At 43.7% G+C, this 16,243-nt stretch carries 15 protein-coding genes; 7 read left to right on the top strand and 8 right to left on the bottom strand.

All coding sequences use genetic code 11. The features are described from left to right. The first annotated feature begins 274 nt into the window (after positions 1–274). The 4 genes from MSHOH_RS25550 (at position 275) to MSHOH_RS06325 (ending at position 2,879) form a co-directional block, all read left to right on the top strand. Positions 275–397, top strand: coding sequence for a hypothetical protein (locus MSHOH_RS25550; protein ID WP_275425554.1), 123 nt, complete (start codon positions 275–277; stop codon positions 395–397). A gap of 55 nt (positions 398–452) precedes the next feature. Continuing rightward, complete coding sequence (locus MSHOH_RS06315) at positions 453–1,718, top strand: replication protein A (protein ID WP_048138210.1); 1,266 nt, start codon at positions 453–455, stop codon at positions 1,716–1,718. Next, positions 1,719–2,288: an RPA family protein gene (locus tag MSHOH_RS06320; RefSeq protein WP_048138212.1), complete on the top strand. Its 570-nt coding sequence runs from the start codon at positions 1,719–1,721 to the stop codon at positions 2,286–2,288. A gap of 369 nt (positions 2,289–2,657) precedes the next feature. Next, entirely contained in the window at positions 2,658–2,879 is a 222-nt protein-coding gene (locus MSHOH_RS06325; protein WP_048138213.1) for a hypothetical protein, read from the top strand. Between the two features lie 162 nt (positions 2,880–3,041). On the opposite strand, the gene MSHOH_RS06330 is transcribed toward MSHOH_RS06325, so the two are convergent. The 5 genes from MSHOH_RS06330 to MSHOH_RS06350 form a co-directional block, all read right to left on the bottom strand. Next, positions 3,042–3,590: a metallophosphoesterase gene (locus MSHOH_RS06330; protein WP_048138215.1), complete on the bottom strand. Its 549-nt coding sequence runs from the start codon at positions 3,588–3,590 to the stop codon at positions 3,042–3,044. A gap of 208 nt (positions 3,591–3,798) precedes the next feature. After that, positions 3,799–4,587, bottom strand: coding sequence for a DUF7839 domain-containing protein (locus MSHOH_RS06335; RefSeq protein ID WP_204245392.1), 789 nt, complete (start codon positions 4,585–4,587; stop codon positions 3,799–3,801). Beyond that, complete coding sequence (locus MSHOH_RS06340) at positions 4,587–5,108, bottom strand: ArsR family transcriptional regulator (RefSeq protein WP_048138219.1); 522 nt, start codon at positions 5,106–5,108, stop codon at positions 4,587–4,589. The genes MSHOH_RS06335 and MSHOH_RS06340 overlap by 1 nt, the downstream gene beginning before the upstream one ends. A 64-nt stretch (positions 5,109–5,172) precedes the next feature. Beyond that, complete coding sequence (locus tag MSHOH_RS06345) at positions 5,173–6,210, bottom strand: deoxyhypusine synthase (protein WP_048138222.1); 1,038 nt, start codon at positions 6,208–6,210, stop codon at positions 5,173–5,175. 423 nt (positions 6,211–6,633) lie between these two features. Beyond that, entirely contained in the window at positions 6,634–7,131 is a 498-nt protein-coding gene (locus MSHOH_RS06350; protein WP_048138225.1) for a pyruvoyl-dependent arginine decarboxylase, read from the bottom strand. 610 nt (positions 7,132–7,741) lie between these two features. Between MSHOH_RS06350 and MSHOH_RS06355 the strand changes: the two genes are divergently transcribed. The 3 genes from MSHOH_RS06355 to MSHOH_RS06365 all read left to right on the top strand — a co-directional run bounded on the left by MSHOH_RS06355 (position 7,742) and on the right by MSHOH_RS06365 (position 10,163). Then, positions 7,742–8,392, top strand: a complete 651-nt coding sequence (locus MSHOH_RS06355) for a hypothetical protein (RefSeq protein ID WP_048143242.1) — start codon at positions 7,742–7,744, stop codon at positions 8,390–8,392. A gap of 78 nt (positions 8,393–8,470) precedes the next feature. Next, positions 8,471–9,382 (top strand): nitrilase-related carbon-nitrogen hydrolase, encoded by a 912-nt coding sequence (locus MSHOH_RS06360; RefSeq protein ID WP_048138228.1) that lies wholly within the window; start codon positions 8,471–8,473, stop codon positions 9,380–9,382. A 151-nt stretch (positions 9,383–9,533) separates the two neighbouring features. Then, on the top strand, positions 9,534–10,163 hold the full coding sequence (locus MSHOH_RS06365) for a histidine phosphatase family protein (protein ID WP_048138230.1): 630 nt from the start codon (positions 9,534–9,536) through the stop codon (positions 10,161–10,163). Positions 10,164–10,175: 12 nt separating this feature from the next. Here the strand turns inward: MSHOH_RS06365 and MSHOH_RS06370 are convergent, their stop codons facing one another. The 3 genes from MSHOH_RS06370 to thrC form a co-directional block, all read right to left on the bottom strand. Then, positions 10,176–11,117: a hypothetical protein gene (locus MSHOH_RS06370; RefSeq protein ID WP_048138233.1), complete on the bottom strand. Its 942-nt coding sequence runs from the start codon at positions 11,115–11,117 to the stop codon at positions 10,176–10,178. 294 nt (positions 11,118–11,411) lie between these two features. Then, a complete protein-coding gene (gene leuS / locus MSHOH_RS06375) occupies positions 11,412–14,312 on the bottom strand; it encodes a leucine--tRNA ligase (RefSeq protein ID WP_048138236.1) in 2,901 nt (966 codons plus the stop codon). A gap of 303 nt (positions 14,313–14,615) precedes the next feature. After that, positions 14,616–15,833 carry a threonine synthase gene (gene thrC, locus MSHOH_RS06380; protein ID WP_048138238.1) on the bottom strand — a complete coding sequence of 406 codons (1,218 nt, stop codon included), beginning with the start codon at positions 15,831–15,833 and terminating at the stop codon, positions 14,616–14,618. Positions 15,834–16,243 lie beyond the last annotated feature (410 nt).

The raw sequence follows: 16,243 nt of genomic DNA on the forward strand, positions 1-16,243 counted from the left end.
TCAACTGTTTGACTGACTATATAAAATGTTTACTACAAAGTGCCTTGTGGGTAAATTATTGGGTGGTTATTGGCAATTTAATAATATCTCTCTACCGATGAATAATTGTAAAGTTAACGTAACCATCCGATTGTATAACCAATTAATAAAGCGTATAAAGAAACTTGAGGCTAATTTCGAAGCAGAGACAAGAGGAAGGCAAGTGAATTTTCTTTGAGGAGAGGCGGGACTACCTTAAAAAGGATAAACTCATCCCTCAAAATCGGTTGAGTCAATGAGCATGTGCCTTTTCGGGCTTGTAATTCATTACTGTGAGACTCTTAAAGGGGCAGCTGCTTCCTGCCGGAAGAATACTTTCACCCCGCTTCACTCAACTTTATATCCTCTGCTGCAGTAATTTAAAGTGCCTCACAATAAGATTCAGACAACCATGAGGCTTGAGGTCGAATAAAATGAGACAGACTGCAGAATCCATTAGAGACCGGTTTATGAAACTTGGCGTCGATGTGCCTGTTGAGGACATCGAAAGCAGACTCGACGAGCTGATTAAAAAGTTCAAGGTACCTTCAAACGAAGCTCAGCGCAGTGTAACGAACTATTTTTTGAAAAAGTATTCAATTCCTAAAAATGAGTTTTATGTCAGGCAGGCTGAACCCCAGCTCACCAAAATCGCGAATATTTCGGAAAACGGGCAATGGGCAAACCTTAAGGCAAAGGTTGTTCAGCTCTGGGAAAATACCCATGAATCCATATCTCAGGTTGGACTTCTTGGAGATGAAACAGGAATCATAAAGTTTACCATCTGGAAAAATGCCGAACTTCCTCCTCTCGAGCAGGGAGAAAGCTACCTTCTCAGGAGTGTAGTTGTTGGGGAATATAACGAGAGGTTCCAGGTCCAGGTTAACAAGAACAGCTCCATTGAGAAGCTCTCCGAGCCTGTTGAAGTAGGAGGCGGGGATTTCACTCCTGTGGTAAGGGAAGCCGAACTCAGGAACATTGCTGATCTTGTCGAAAACCAGTGGGCAACAGTAAGAGGAAAAGTTGTCCAGCTCTGGGAGAACTCCCATGAGTCTATAGAACAGGCAGGGCTTATAGGCGACGAAACCGGAGTCATCAAATTCACCAACTGGGCAAGTTCCGAACTTCCGGACATGGAAGAAGGGAAGAGCTACATGCTGAAAAATGTGGTCGTTAGCGAATGGAACGGCAAGGCTCAGGTCCAGCTTAACAGATCAAGCTCCATAGAAACACTCGATGAAGACATTGAAGTAAGGACTTCCATGTTTACATACTTCGGGGCAATGGTTGATATTCAGACCGGATCCGGACTTATAAAACGCTGCCCTGAGTGTAAAAGAGCTCTGGTTAAAGGTGCCTGTGCCGAACATGGAAAGGTCAAAGGAGAATATGACCTCAGGATAAAGGCAGTTCTCGATTCCGGAACCTCCACACAGGATGCCCTGATTAACAGAGAACTTACCGAAGAGCTTTCAGGCATCTCTCTTGACACTGCTATTGCAATGGCTGCAGATGCCCTTGACCCCGGAGTTGTGCTGGACAAACTGAAACACGAGCTTGTCGGCAGGTACTATACCGTCACCGGACACAAGCTTGACCGTTATATCCTTGTGGAATCGATTACTCCAAGGACTTCTCTTGATAGGGAACTGCTTGATCAAATGCTTGCTGAACCGCTCGCCCAACAGGAGGTGGAGTAAATGGCAGGCTTCTTTAGAGAGGCAGCTCGCCGAGTTTTTGCCCAGGAGCTGAAAGACTCGAACCTTACCTCAAAGGATGAAAGCGACCAGTATGCTCCGCAGTATCTCCTCACCCCGACAGGGGCAAAAGTGAACCGCATCTTCGTTGTGGGTACACTTATTGAAAAAGAAGATATAGGCACTGACTCCGAGTACTGGAGGGGCAGAGTTTCCGATCCCACAGGTTCTTTCCTTGTCTATGCAGGGCAGTACCAGCCCGAAGCTGCTCAGTTCCTTGCTGAATGCGAACTGCCTGCTTTTGTTGCGGTGATCGGTAAGACCAGTACCTATACTACAGATGATGGAAATGTCCTTACCTCCATTCGTCCGGAATCTATCCAGCAGGTGGATGAGCTGACAAGGAATCTCTGGGTGCTTGATACTGCAAAGCAGACTCTTGAGAGGATAAGGGCAGTCGAGGCGCAGGAAGATCCTAACTCAAAGCTTGCAAAAGAGCACTATTCCACTGATACGGAGATTTACCGCGAAACAGTGAAAAAGGCTCTCGAATCCCTTAAAGACAATACATAAAAAGTAATAAATTTTGTAACCGTGTAAAACGGTATATTTAAATAGTCGGAAATTCAGGGACTTTTTATCCTGAATTTTCGTTTTCAAGTAAAGGAACTTTATGTTTCTTTAGTTTTTCTGAATCCTTTTCTCAGGTTTTTATTTTGTTTTATTCTGGTTTTATATGCTTTTCCTATTCTTTTCCAGATTTCTTTCCATAAAGTTCCCTGAATTTAATTTAATGAAAAAATTTCTCTTTTTTTCACTAAATTAGAGAAGTTAAAGGCAAAATATAGATAAATAAACGAAGCAGATATAAAATAAGTACTACATGCTTGAATTAGAATCTACGTTAAAATTGATCAGTTAATCGATATATGGGATGATTCTGTGAAAACCTATCTTGTGGTCTGGTTCAGTAGTGAAGGAGTCCGCCCGTCTGAGGTCAACAGGAGGTTGCTGTCCCTGGGTTTCGAACCCATGCAGGGCAGCTATGACTTTGTATATAACTGGAACAGCAATGTTGGTGTTGAAAAGATTCTCGAGTTTGGAGATAAAGTCTATCTGAGCCTTCAGGGCACAGGTGTAATGTTCAAACTGGAGAGTATGTGAATTCCCAAAAGTTTGCTGAATAAGTAGTAGTTCCAGAGATCTCACCTAGCGAGGCATGTGCCTGATTTCTGGCAGCAGGTCCGGCAATAAGAGATCCCTAAACAGGTCTGAATCTATCTTCTTAAAAATCCACTGGCAGTTTAAGACGCCTGTACTTCTTTTTTATTTATGACTCTTTTCCTCTTTTTGTTTTTTCAGGGCATCCCGGAACTTAATATATTCACAGCTGTCTCCTTCAAGTGTAATTACCCTTCCTTCTATACTCCCTTTTTTGATAATGAGTTCTACTACACTTGGACTTGACATTCTGGGTTTTGTAGGAGAACCAGGACAGACAAGCATTACGTCTTTTCTTTCAATCAAAGGGCGGTGCAGGTGGCCGAAAATCAGAATATCCACTTCCATTTCTTTTGCCAGATATCCCTGTGCTGTTGTATCCATTACTGAGAGCCCTCCTTCATGAATCACCCCGATTTTTACCCCTTCAACCTCAAATTTCAGCCTTTCGGGAAGGAGTTGCTTGAGTTCGAAGCTGTCATCATTTCCGGAAACGGCTTTCAGCTTGCCGCTGGCATTAAAGGCCTGATAAGCCTCTATAGTACTGAAGTCTCCTGCATGGACGATCAGGTCGCAGTCTTCGAGAAGGCTTTGAAGCTGCCCGGGAATCTCTCCTGTTTTAAGATGAGTATCGGAAAGTGCAATCAGTTTCATGAGAAACCTCCGTTATAACGTAAAATGTACCGTTTGAAGATAAAAATGTACAGCGTAAATTCAGGAAGCCTGAGAGTCACACTTTAATTTGAAATTTACGCTTAACATTTGAAAAACGAAGATTCGAGTTCCGGATCCATATTCAGAACCTCAGAACCCGAATTAAATATAAAAATAAAAATGAAAGATATTTTACTCGACTGTCAGTTTACTCAACTGTCAGGTCCACAAGTTCATACTCAAGGTTCTCGGTTTCCAGCCTATTCAGGAGAGCAGATACCTGTTCGTCCACTGAGACTACCAGAGATGAAAGTCCATGATATGCAGCCTCAATGACAGATTCATTTGTCCCGAACATGACATTGGGACTTATGCCGATCTTGCGAAGAGCAATTAATGACTCCACACCGATTGCTGCTATATACGGTTTTGAACTTGCCAGCATTTTCAGACGCTCAAGGTCCACTTTCCTTGACCCTCCGCGCTCAACTCGCGGAACCTTGCAGATCGTGATATTTGCGTTTTCCAGGTCTATAAGTCCCTTGAGGCTGGTTACTCCTACATCGTCTCCCTGGGCAGCGTCGGATATGACAGTTCCTGATGCTCCTGTCTTTTCCGTGGTGCTCACATAGAGAAGCCCGTGATCCATTTTCAGGTAAACCTGCTGACCTTCTTTTACTTCCTCTTTCGTAATGGCTGTCCAGGTTGAGACATGGCTGATTATATCCTCCATGACAAAGCGGGCATACCGCTTCATTTCGGCAGCGTTTTCAAGGACCCATTCAACGCCTTCTTTTGTTATCCTGTACCGGACACGGCCCTCTGTGACAATCAGCCCGTCATTCACAAGTTCCTTAATGTATTCGGAAACAGCCTGGGGGGTTATTCCAATTTTTGCGGCAATCTCTTTTTGCCTTACATTCGGCTGGTGGGCTGCAATCTCAATAAGGACCTGAAACTTGGTGACTCCGCTCTTGGTCTGGAGGATTTTAATCATCAATCGTAATTCTCCTCAACATCTTCAATTAATTTTAATCTCTGCCCCATTACTGAAAGCCTTTCGGACCTGCGGGCAACAGCACAGATATAGAAAGGATTCTTGTTAAGAGTCCTTGTGAGGTTGCTCATTGAGGTGTTGCCTTCTTCTACCAGTCTTTCCAGTTCTTCCATAGCATCCTTGACCTCCTCATAAGGTTTGAAGGTCAGCATGATGATATCACTGAGGTCTTCAAAGGAACACTGAAAGTTCACCTGAACCTTTGAGTAAGAACTGTGGTATTCTTTTGAAGGTTTTTGTCCTGCTTCAGGGACTCTCCACTGGCTTTCAAGGAGCCCGGCTTTTTTCAGAATATGAAGACTTTTTGATGAGTCCGAGCCTATAAACTCATCGATTTCCGCTCTGGTCATCCATTTATTAGAAAGTGCATCAAATATTTTTTTATGGGTTCTGGATCCAAAAGTCCTGAGTAATGGTACTAAATAGGAAGGATCGTTAATTATTCGAGTTCTTTTACCCATTTATGTCCTCTCCTTCTCGCCTTATGTTATCAGCTTTTAAATTTTATAAGATTTGTGATGTGATTTATTCGTTATAAGCAATCTCAAGCCCTTCGGGCCCATCCCATGTAAAAACAGGGGCAGAACGCTTTATCCCGCGGGACTTTTCATGCAGGGCATGAGCAACGATCGGGAGAGCAATGGTAGCGTCCACAAAAACCTGCACTTTTTTTGCCTGAGGTGCAATCTTACCCCAGGAAACCGCTTCGTCAAAAGTGCAGCCTGAAAGCCCGCCCCAGTGCGGAGCATCCGAGGTATACTGGATAGCATATTCATGCCCGGCGACATCCATTCCCAGAATCGAAGCTATCACTTCTGTCTGCTGGATAAAGTTCTTCGGGACTCCGCCCCCTACATAGATTACTCCCGTATGTCCTGACTTTTCTACAATCTGAGTAATTTCATCAACATCTTTTATCTGGTCTATTTCAAGTTTCAGCCCTCTTCTCCTTGCTATGGTGAGCCCTATGCCTATGGAACTGTCAGACAGGGCAGGCACAAATATAGGGATATTATGCCTGTATGCACTTACAACTATTGAGTCTTCGGCAGCTCCTCTCCTTACAAGCTCTTTTCCGAGAAGATACATGAACTCCCTTGAAGAACAGCTAATCTCTCCGATCTCCTTTGCAAAATCTGCAATCAGGTTGTCTGCGGTTCTAAATTCTTCTTCAACTGCAAAGATATCATAAATTCTGTCCACGCCGTGTTCAAAGAGTTTTTCATCGTTAGCGAGGTGTGAACCGACATAGTGCTTCCTACCGAGAGCTTCGTGAGAATCGTGAAACAGATTTGCCCCTGTGCTTACAAGGCAATCGATCTTTCTTTCCCGAATCAGATATGAAATAACCCTGCGCATTCCTGCAGGAACCATGGCTCCGGATAAACCCATAAGCACAGTAGTGTCCTTTTCTCCGAGCATATTGTGCCAGGCCTGAACTGACTCAGCAAGCTTTCTGCCCTGAAAGCCGGTTCTGAGCATTCCGTCCATCAATTCGCTTATAGACCTGTCTTTTACATCAATTGGAACTGTCGGGTTGTTCGTGAATACATTGTGACGCATACCATTCTCCACATAAATAAGCAGATTGCGATAGATAGGTTTTGCCTGTGATCCCCTTATTGTCCTGTCTTGCAGGTACCCGGCAATAGACGGTAAGAGACGCAAATAACGTTAAGGGATTATATATTTTTTATTAAATATCAATATATGCAGACTCTCTCGCCTGAAGAATCCTTGCAGAGGCAGGCTCTCTAAAGGAAGCCCGGTTTGATGTTTTTAAGAGTTATAAATTAAGAGTGAATTGCGTGTAATGAACGGTTAATGATTTTACTGCTTTAAGTTAATGATTCATAAAGGAAATATTAAAGTAAACATGGGGATGTTCATAAATAAGTGATACTGTGCAAATGATGTACGTAAATAATACTGCTAACGTATATGAAGTAACAGCATTACTTGAGTTCTGTACGAAAACCTTTTTATTTAAACTACAAAAATTGCTGCGGATATTACAGTCATCCAGTTTCCGTTTCCGTGCAAGAAGGCTGACCTGGAAATGCTGAAAGTTTTAAGAGGTGCTTCGTTTGTCCAAGTACTATACATGCTTTCTGCAAGTTTTACGGCATGTTTCCCTGCATCCTCCTCACTTTCTTCGTAAGTGTGATACTCGGAGACATAACCGTGCTTGCCAGCGTCCCTGGGAAGAGCGCATCCGACGGAAGTAGTTAATGTTCTTCCGGGCTCATTGGAGGAGATCCTGGACATCACACAGAAAACTATCTCCCCAGGGATCAGTTCTTTCAGACCTTCTTCCTTTGTCACAATTTCACATTTCGGAGGCAGGATGGAACTTACAGTTACAAGGTTAAACTTTTCAATGCCTGCATCCCTGAGTGAAACCTCAAATGATTCAAGTTTTTCTGGGTGTGTGCCGATTCCACTTGTGAAGAATACTTTCCTCGGAATTAACTTTGCAATCATTTTTGCAGCCTTGAAATACCATCAATTTAAGCTTAAATCAGATAGCAATTATTATTTTTAAGCGTTACCCTTCAATTCTGCTGGAAAAAAGTTTGATTTTTATTTCTTCAGGTATTGCGGACTGCAAAACTTCATTTCTATCCATTTCTATTTAAATGCGTTTCTCAGGAAATCCTTACACTAAGTTTTTTACACTAAGTCTTTCGATTTAAAGTTCCTTTACTTTTATTACCTATGTTAAATAAATTTCTTCACTCAAAATTAATCTCTAACTGATAAGATTTTCTTTGCTTTTATATTTTCTTACCAATACTTCCTGGCTCCTGGATTTTTTCACTGGAATTCTTTTACTTTCCGGTTACTTCCCGATCTTTCTGCAAAATCTCTCATAAGCTTTATATTATGCAGGATAATTACATCGTGTGTTACTCCCTGCAATTTTCCTGTCCGCAGCCTTTTAATCGGGAAATGTTCAGTTTTTTCCGGAGGCTTTCGGAAATGCGGACCCGATTACATGCGTTATTGTAGCAGGAGATTGTGTTTTCCTGGCTTCAGGCCTGAAGACAAACTATCATTAATTAACCCTAATCTCGATATAAAGGCAGAGAAAATGGCAGAGAAACTCAACCTTAAACTTATGCAACTGCTCGATGGCAGGCAGCTTTCAATAAGCGGACTCACGCGGGAATTGAAAGCTGAGGGAATAGAAGAACACAGGCTGGTTCTGACCGGCTACCTCAGGGCACTCAGGGATCTTGAACTTCTAGAAGAAAGCGAGGTTCCCCCCTCCAAAATCTATGCCTTGTCTGAAAAAAGCAAAGAGCCTTTGCCGGAAAAAGGCAGGGACCTCAAGTCAGCAGATTCCTCTGAGCCTGAGGACATTTACCTTATTTTCAGGACACAGCTCCTTAAAATCGATCTGGACTTCCGGATTCCTGTTGGCGTATATGTAATTTCCCGACTTTTCGAAAGACCCTGTTTCCGCAGGGAATTAAAACTGGTAGGGATCACCCAGAAGCATCTTGACCAGTATATGGAAAAACCCGGCATTGTTTGCGAAGCTCCGGACTCACATCTGAGAAAGTCCAGAGCCGACATCACAAAAATTGAAATCCCCTCAGATGACCCTGCATACGAAATTCGCGAAAATAGGGAAGAGATAACAAGGCTTGCAAATGACGTGCTTGCAGGGATGATAAAACACAGGATAGACCTTGAAGGGCTCGTGGCAAAAAGCAAGCAAACTACCCTGCTTCCCTGAAAACCTTTACACTGATTCCAATCCTACCTTTATGCGGATCTGAACTAATCAACGATCAAGCCGCAGGCTGGCCAGAACATGAAAGTTGCCTGTATCCAGATGGATGTGCTTCACTGTAAGAAGCAGGAAAACCTTGAAAATGCCCTTTACATGGCTCTCGAAGCTGTTGAGAAAGGGGTCGAATTAGTTGTTTTTCCCGAAGTTTTCTCCACAGGTTTTTGCTATGAAAATCTCGGCCATGTCGCAGAAAGTTTTCCTTCCCCGGTCCTTGAAAACCTGGCATGTTTTTCCGAAGCTAACGACTGCATCATTCTGGGTTCAATTATCCAGAAGGACAGTGGAGAAAAGTGTAGAGAAAATGGTTTTAGAGAAAATGGTTTTACAGAAGAAGACTCAGAAGAAAACGGTGCTGCAGGAAAAGAAAATAATATTTCCGGAAAAAAAAGGGAAATACCGGAAAGTAAAAACTCCGCCTTCTACTACAATCTCGGCTTTTGCTTTGAGTCAGGAACCCTTGCGGGTACTTACCGTAAAACTCACCCCTTCAAAAAAGAAAATAGTTATTTCTCAAAGGGCAGTTCGATAGAACCTATTTCCCTGAAAAAACAAAACCTGAAAATTGGCTTTGAGATCTGCTATGAGATCCGTTTTCCCGAGGTTGCAAGAAAACTGGCCCTTGCCGGCTCTGACCTGCTTGTGACCACAGCTGCCTTCCCAAATCCCAGGTCCGAACACTGGAAGATCCTTGCAAAGGCAAGAGCAATCGAAAACCAGATCCCGCACATCGCCTGCAACCGGACAGGTTCTGCTCCTGACTGCGACTACTTCGGAAAATCGATGATTATCGATGCATGGGGTGAAGTAAAAGCCGAGGCAGGGCATAAAGAATGTGTGATTGTTTGCGACCTTGACCTGTCCGGAAAAGATGAGATTCGAAAAGTTATTCCAGTTTTTGAAGATAGGAGACCTGAGCTTTATTCCGACAGTTAATGTATTTTCGGAACTTTTTTGAAAAATCAGATTAATCTTATTAAACCTGTGTTGTTTTTATTACTGTGAGCAGCACGCAATTTGATTGAAAGCTGGTTTCTCAATTCAATCGTATAAGTCCTGTACCGGAATATTTTAGGGAAGTAGAAAAATGAAAAATATAATTACAATTCAGCATACACAATCTGTCCATCATACAAATGGAATGATCGGGTCCTGGACTGATTGGGAATTAACTGCTCTGGGAAAGCAGCAGGCATTTAATATCGGTGAAGCATTGAGAAAAGAAGTAACAGATCAACATTATGTGATGTATACATCCGACTTATTGCGAGCCAGACAGACAGCAGACATCGTAGCTTCCTCCCTGGAAATAGTCCCGATTTATAAAAAGGAACTTCGAGAAATTGACCTGGGGAGCGCCACCGGGAAATCGGTTGAATGGTTACGTAAAAATCAAATCAAGCAGGATATACTTATATCGCCACTGGATTATAAGCCCGTACCGGATGCAGAATCAAAAAGAGATCTATATGGTCGACTGCTTCCTTTTTTATGCGAAATACTGAGTTCTCAGGAAGAAAATATTATAATAGTCTCTCACGGCGGCACATTAAGTATGCTATTTTACATGTGGCATCACCATAATATCAATAATCTGGAACACACGGAGTTTCGGGGATTACCGGGAGGAGTTTCAGTTTTAAGTGAAAACGGTAAAGGGGTAAGAATTATACGAAAATTAAACGATTTATCTTACTTATGTAACTCTGCCAAATGAAATTTTCTGCGCTTAAATTCTCTTATCCAGCATCCCGGTAATCAGCTGCAAATCAATCCCTGCTCCACTGATTAACAAACGTTCTTTTTTATTGCCAAGTAATTTCTGTGTCCAGTCAACAAAGCCGCCGTCCACAATTTCTATGTCATTAACGCTGATCTTGAAATTGAGGCCCTGATAATAGGTGTTATCGGTTTCTTCCCTGTTCACTATGAAATCAATCTCCGGATATCTTTCACGAAGATAGCAGTGGATTCTATCAATAAATCCCATTTTATCCTTATGGCCATTTCTTATGTTAAGGGACACTTTGAGGTTATGCCCCAGTTTCTCTCCGAAATAGTTTATGTAAAATCCTATCTGTCTGGATATCGCATCTTTTTCAAAGCCGTAAGAACCGGTGTCTTTGCCGGAACTGACAATAGTAAACAAGCTAAAATGAGGGACAAATGCATTACTCTTAAACATCTGTCCGCGAGTAACCCTGCAGGTTGCAGATAAATGAACTGGACTTTTTGTGTTATCAATGGTTTTGTTTTTTATTCCATTTGCAAGGTATATGGCAAGCATATTGGTGCTGTCTGCAGTGAGCTCCAGTCCTCTTGTTGCAGAAATGACATTGTTCTGGTCAACCTTCGCTATAACAGAACAGCTTCCCAGCGGGCTTGCGGGAGATAATAAAAGAGGTGAAAAATCCGAAGCTTCAGCCATTTCGAGCATTAATAGTTCTACCTGCTTGACTTTAATCGGATTAAGCTCGGATGGCTTTACAAAGCGGCTGGACTCATACCTGCTTAATATGTCATGTGGAGTGTTTTTGTTCGCCATCTCTTTTGAAAGGGCAAGCAAAAATGCAGTGATTTCAGACTGCGATAGCCTGGTTGTAAGTTCGTTTATTAAATTTTTGTTGCCTGCTTTTTCAAGCACATGTTCGATTATACTGTGCTGATTCATTATCACACCATCCTTCTTTTTGTTTATTGACAGAAACCGGCCGTCCTCAACTACATAGCTGATATTCCGGGATCAGACTTCCCGGCGCGGACAATAATTTTATTTTTATCTACTGTATGCAGGCGGGTTCGAGCGGAGCGCGGCGCGTGGACAGAAAGAACTTGAGATGCAATTTACAGCCGTTCAGGAATAATACCTGCCAATTAACCAGGGAGCACAAAAAAAGAAAAAAGTAAGAAGTCCCGAGCTTTTTCTTTGCCCGGATACAGAGTATTCTGGTCGAAAAGAAACTTTTTACTCTTCCTTCTTTTCCTCAATATAAATTGCAGGCCTCAGGGGTTCTGCAAACCTGGACTTTTTCTGCGGGTCATACTCAGGAGAATCTGCGCTCTGGATTTCAACCGGGCAGCCGATTTCTTTTTCCAGGAAGGAGGCTGATTCTTTCAGGAGGTCCTGTTCATCAAGACCGAGATAAGCAAATGTCTCATAGCGTTCTGCGCCTCCGCTCTTGAACTCGGGAACTATTTTCTGAACAAACTTCGGGATCTCCTTTCCAAAGCGCTTTATCTCAGGTTTTGCCATCAGCGCTTTGATCAGCGTACCGACCTCAAGAGGAGCTTCTACCTGCAGTTCGCAGGCACACCTTATGGCTTCGGCTTTCCAGGCAGGAGCTGTATAAAGATAGACCTTCTGAGGGGTCATCTTCGTAACCCTTATGATCTCTTCAATATCGTTCAGGGTACTCTTTACAGCCTCTTCTGCAAGTTCTGCGCCCTCATCTATAAGGTCTTCGTTGTAGAGAGGGTACTGGGCAAGGGAAATCGGGTCTTCGTGTCCCATGGCTTCCCAGATCTCTTCACAGAGGTGAGGGGTGAAAGGAGCCATAAGCCTGACCCAGTTGTCCAGCACGTAGTAGAGAAGGGCTTCTCCGCCTCTCCTCTGGTACCACCTGACATCATTTATGAGCAGGAAGAAGGAGTTCTGGATGGCTTCCCTTGTCTGGATGGAGTCAAGGGCAATATTTGTCTCCTTTATGTAGTTCTGCATTCTCGAAAGCATCCAGCGGTCGATTTGCTTCAGCTCGGTATTCAGGCTTGCACGCTTTCCGCTTTCAATGACATCCTTTGAAAAGGCGTAGAACCTGTCAACCTGCCTGCGGGCAGAATCTATTCCTGTCTTCTGCCAGTCTGCATCCTGGGTCTGTTCGGCTGTTGAAAGGATATACATCCTTGTTATGTCTGCTCCGTAAGCACTGACCGCACTTTCCAGAGTCAGGATAGGACCTTTGGACTTGCTCATTTTCTGTCCTTCAAGGGAAACAAAACCATTTACTGCAAGGGCTCTTGGCCACCTGTCCTCTTCAAAGAGGGCCACATGGTGGAAGAGGAAGAAAAGCAGGTGGTTCGGGACAAGGTCTTTTCCTGAAGAGCGCAGGTCAACCGGGTACCAGTAATTGAAGTGGCTGCGAATTTCTTCCAGGAGTTCCTGTTTGAGGCCGGTTTCTGCAGAAACTGCTGCGGAATCGCCTGTTTCGAGAAGGACATAGTCGAAGAATGAAAGGGTAAGCTGTTCAAGGGCAAGCTCGCCTTTCTCGATGAACCTGGCAATGATATAATAGCTCATATAGATTGTCGAGTCCCCAAGGGATTCAATTAGCCACTCTTTATCAAATGGCAGGCGGGTTCCAAGCCCTTTCCTGCGGGCACATGCCTTGTCTTTGAGCCAGTCAACCTTGTTTTCGAACTCCACTCTGTACTCTTCTGGAATGATCCGCATCTGGCTGAGACACTTGTAAACCTTTGCTTTCCATTCGGGATTTGAGTAGTTCAGGAACCACTGTCCCTTCACCATGTTCACGACACATGGAGTCCCGCAACGGCAGACCACTGGTTCGCTGAATTCATAAAAAACTTCTCCTGAGTTCGAGGCAATGAAATCTCTGGTAAGTACGTCTTTGATTTTGGAGACCGGATATCCTTTATATTTCCCTGTAAGCTCCTTAAGGACTCCGCCGTGGAATTCTCTCCTGTACACGATCTTTGTGGCTTCTTCGGCTTTCGGGTCTTTCTGGTTTACAATTCCCATGCTTTCCACTATTTCTTTTGCCGGAAATTCCCCGAATTCAGGGACCTGGATCAGAGAGATAAGTTCGATTTTCTTGAGGTCTTCGGTTATTCCATATTCGCTCAGGTCAGCATCATAGAGGTCGCGGAGGGCAAGGTAGTCAAAAGGCGCGTGGGCGGGGACACTCATCACTATTCCGCTTCCGTTTTCAGGCCTCACAAAGGATGCCGGAAGGGAAATTACTTCATCTCCGGTTACCGAGTTTGTGAGTTTTATCCCTATTATGGATTTTGCAGGCACATCCTCAACATATTCGACTGTCCTGTCAGTGAAGGTAAGTTTCCTGAACGCGTCCCTGCTGACAACCCAGAACTCCACGTTTCCGTCCTTCTCAACCCTTGCTTTTACGTAATCTACTTCAGGGTTGACCCAGAGGTTTGTTACTCCGTACGTCGTTTCAGGCCTGAGGGTAGCACAGGGGAGAACCAGGTCTTTATACCTGAACTTTATCAGAGTGTACTCCACGATTGTAGCTTCTTCTCCATGCAGGATATCGTGGTCTTCTACAGGGTTATTGTCGTTGGGGCACCATTTTACGGGGTGGGACCCTTTGACGATCAGACCTTTTTCTTCAAGCCGGATATACTGCCATTCAATGAACTTTTTGTAGGTCGGGTCAGTTGTTGTAAACTTTCTCCTCCAGTCAATGGAGTACCCTATCATGCGCATGGCTTTCTCGGCTTCCCTTTTGAAATAGTCTACAATCTTTTCCGGAGTATCGAGTGTCGGCAGGATATCTCCGGGGATCCCGTGGAGGCGCTCATAGACATCCATAGTCTGCGGATCACGGTTTGCAATAAGTTCTGCAAGCCCGACAATGGGCGTACCTGTTACATGGAAGCCCATGGGGTAAAGCACGTTATACCCGAGCATCCTTTTATGCCTTGCCACCACGTCGCCTATTGTGAAGGTACGAGTGTGGCCTGCATGCAGGTTCCCGTTAAGGTAGGGGTAGGGGATTGTTATGAAGAACTTTTCCCGTTTGTCCGGTTCAGCCTGAAAAATCCGGCTCTCATTCCATTTTTTCTGCCATTTGTTTTCGATTTCGTGAGGCTTATAGTCCTGCTCCATTCGTGTTCACGCCCACCGATAATTGTTATGATATAAAAGTCTGAATACAAACCAGAGATATTAGTTATAATAGTAAACAGCTAAGGGAAGCTGATTTGCTGCCCGGAAAACCTTAAAGGAACGAAGGGTACCGGAGCCCGGTTGTCAATCTTTCAACTGTTTACGGTTCCGGTATGTAAATACTTATCTTCGTAACACTTAACTTTGCATTTGTCTGGTTGGTTTTTCCAATAATCTGATCGTCTAATTAATCCAATTCTCTAATCAAGTATTTTTTATCGAATATATCTTATCTTTCCGATTTTATTTTTTCTTTCCGAAGATTGCTTCCCGGATAGACTCAATGTCTGCATCAACAACAGTCGGCTCCTCACACACATCAATTACGGTCTGGGGATCTTTAAGGAGGTGCCCTGTGGTAATGCAGACCACGGTTTCGTCCCTTCCTATGGTTCCCATCTCGACAAGCTTCTTAAGCCCTGCGACAGAGGCTGCACTTGCGGGTTCGACCCCAATGCCCTCAAGCCTTGCGAGGTCTTTCTGGGCTGCAAGGATTTCCTCATCAGTTACGGATTCCGCAGTTCCGCCTGATTCCCGAATTGCGCTCAGGGCTTTTGTTGCGTTTACAGGGTTTCCTATCCTGATCGCCGTTGCAACCGTTTCCGGATTATCTTCTGGAGTGATTTCCGGAGCCCCGCTCTGAATGGCTTTTACTATGGGACAGGAGCCTGCTGCCTGGATTCCGGTCATTTTCGGGAGGGAGTCCGTGATGCCAAGCAGCTTGAACTCTCTGAAACCCTTGTAGATGGCAGTAATATTCCCTGCATTTCCTACGGGAAGGACAACTCTATCAGGCACTTTGAAGCCGAGCTGGTCTGCAATTTCAAAACCAATGGTCTTCTGGCCTTCGAGCCTGTAAGGGTTAATAGAGTTTAAGAGATAGATCTTTTCCTGGGAGCAGAGCGTGCGTACAAGAGCAAGTGCATCATCAAAATTTCCGCGGATACTAAGAACTTTTGCCCCGTGCATAAGGGCCTGAGCTATCTTTCCAAGGGCAACTTTTCCTGCCGGGAGCAGCACAACTACGGGAATTCCGGCTTTTGCTCCGTAGATTGCAAGAGCTGCTGAAGTGTTTCCGGTTGATGCACAGGCAACTGTGCTCATTCCGAGTTCGAGTGCCTTTGTAACCCCAACGGTCATTCCCCTGTCCTTGAAAGAGCCGGTCGGGTTCATACCTTCGTGCTTTACGTAGAGCTCCTTAACCCCTATCTTTTCAGCAAGGCGGTCACATTTATAAAGGGGGGTACCGCCTTCCTTTATAGTCACAGGTTCTCTTTCTACCGGGAGAAGTTTTGCATATTTCCAGACCGAAGGGCATTCGGTTTTTAATTTTTCCATATCAAGTTTAATTGAAGAATAATCATAAATAACATCAAGCAGCCCGTCACACTTGCTGCAGGTATAGATTACTTCATCTTTCGAATACTCTGCACCGCACTCGATACATTTCAGATGGTACATTAAATTGCTCCTGTTTGTGATTAATATCTGATTATCATGAAATATTTAACAGTTTGATTCAGTCAGACCCGAACTAGTGCAACGTATATCTGTATAAACCCTGTACTGTGTAATCCGGGTTTCAGGTCAACATAATCTGGATTTCTGATTAGTATAATATTAGAGTTTAATAATATTTTGTATCCTTAACACTCTACTTGCTTTTAAATCATACTGTTTCTGGCTTCGGACGTCCCTCCAGGACAGGAGCCTTTTATAAAGGATCTTAAAACTATGTTATTAAAGCTAATGCTGTAATTACTACCAGAAAACAGATTTCGAAATTGTGCTCTCATATTTTGACAGTTATACTGATGAGCAAAAACATATCTTTTTCTAACTGGCTGTTTTCAATCACAGTTAAACATTAT

Source organism: Methanosarcina horonobensis HB-1 = JCM 15518 (assembly GCF_000970285.1).
In the GTDB taxonomy this organism is placed as follows: Archaea; Halobacteriota; Methanosarcinia; order Methanosarcinales; family Methanosarcinaceae; genus Methanosarcina; species Methanosarcina horonobensis.

Coding starts and splice junctions, on each gene's coding strand:
- MSHOH_RS25550 (WP_275425554.1), top strand. CDS start 275: ATGAGCATGTGCCTTTTCGGGCTTGTAATTCATTACTGTGAGACTCTT.
- MSHOH_RS06315 (WP_048138210.1), top strand. CDS start 453: ATGAGACAGACTGCAGAATCCATTAGAGACCGGTTTATGAAACTTGGC.
- MSHOH_RS06320 (WP_048138212.1), top strand. CDS start 1,719: ATGGCAGGCTTCTTTAGAGAGGCAGCTCGCCGAGTTTTTGCCCAGGAG.
- MSHOH_RS06330 (WP_048138215.1), bottom strand. CDS start 3,590: ATGAAACTGATTGCACTTTCCGATACTCATCTTAAAACAGGAGAGATT.
- MSHOH_RS06335 (WP_204245392.1), bottom strand. CDS start 4,587: ATGATTAAAATCCTCCAGACCAAGAGCGGAGTCACCAAGTTTCAGGTC.
- MSHOH_RS06340 (WP_048138219.1), bottom strand. CDS start 5,108: ATGGGTAAAAGAACTCGAATAATTAACGATCCTTCCTATTTAGTACCA.
- MSHOH_RS06345 (WP_048138222.1), bottom strand. CDS start 6,210: ATGCGTCACAATGTATTCACGAACAACCCGACAGTTCCAATTGATGTA.
- MSHOH_RS06350 (WP_048138225.1), bottom strand. CDS start 7,131: ATGATTGCAAAGTTAATTCCGAGGAAAGTATTCTTCACAAGTGGAATC.
- MSHOH_RS06355 (WP_048143242.1), top strand. CDS start 7,742: ATGGCAGAGAAACTCAACCTTAAACTTATGCAACTGCTCGATGGCAGG.
- MSHOH_RS06360 (WP_048138228.1), top strand. CDS start 8,471: ATGAAAGTTGCCTGTATCCAGATGGATGTGCTTCACTGTAAGAAGCAG.
- MSHOH_RS06365 (WP_048138230.1), top strand. CDS start 9,534: ATGAAAAATATAATTACAATTCAGCATACACAATCTGTCCATCATACA.
- MSHOH_RS06370 (WP_048138233.1), bottom strand. CDS start 11,117: ATGAATCAGCACAGTATAATCGAACATGTGCTTGAAAAAGCAGGCAAC.
- leuS (WP_048138236.1), bottom strand. CDS start 14,312: ATGGAGCAGGACTATAAGCCTCACGAAATCGAAAACAAATGGCAGAAA.
- thrC (WP_048138238.1), bottom strand. CDS start 15,833: ATGTACCATCTGAAATGTATCGAGTGCGGTGCAGAGTATTCGAAAGAT.